The 833-nt window shown below is 64.9% G+C and carries 1 protein-coding gene; it reads right to left on the bottom strand.

Going from position 1 to position 833, the window contains the following annotated elements; genetic code table 11:
- A partial coding sequence (locus ACZY0B_RS27855) for an acyl-CoA dehydrogenase family protein (protein ID WP_463767440.1) occupies positions 1-833 on the bottom strand: 833 nt, incomplete at both ends.

Below are 833 nucleotides of genomic sequence, written 5' to 3' on the forward strand. Positions count from 1 at the left end.
TCGAACCAGCTGGCGAAGTAGTGGTCGAGATTCATGTGCGCGTACGGCCCGGTCAGACCCGGGTGCACGAGCCCGTCGGATCCCGCGGACGTCAGCGCGAGTTCCATGCCACGCAACTCGGCTTCGGACCCGAGCAGCTTGAGCACCGAGATCGCGGCCACATCGTCTTCGCCGCGCGACGCGCGTGCCAAGGCCACCGAACCCAACAGGCGCAGCGCCTGCTTGTCCATGATCGTGGAGGCGTACTGGTCGCGCTCGACCTCGGTGCCGGCGTGGAAGTCGTCGATCATGTTGTCGAGTCGATCGGCGAAACCCAGCCACATCATCGTGCGTTCATGACCCAGCGATCCGTTAGCTACCCGCCATCCCTGGTCGATCTCACCGACCAGATTCTCCGCGGGCACCCGCACGTCGGTGAAGAAGACCTCGTTGAAATCCAGATCGTCGACACCGCAGATCGACGGGAACGGCCGGCGCACCAGACCAGGCGTGTCGGTCGGGACGATCAGCACGCTGATTCCCTTGTGCTTCGGCGCATCTGGATTCGTCCGGACGAAAGTCAGCAAGACGTCGGCATCGTGGGCGCCCGAGGTCCACACCTTCTGTCCGTTGACCACGAAGTGATCGCCGTCGAGCACCGCGCGGGTGCGCAACGACGCGAGATCGGAGCCCGCGCTGGGTTCGCTCATTCCGAGCGACGCGGTGATCTCGGCGCGCAGAATCGGCACCGCCCAGCGCCGCTTCTGCTCGTCACTGCCGAACGACAACAGCGAGGCGCCAACGATATTCACGCCCTGCGGGTTGAAGCTGTGGTAGATCCGGCGCCGGCTGAG

The organism is Mycobacterium sp. IDUB_19, from assembly GCF_055419445.1.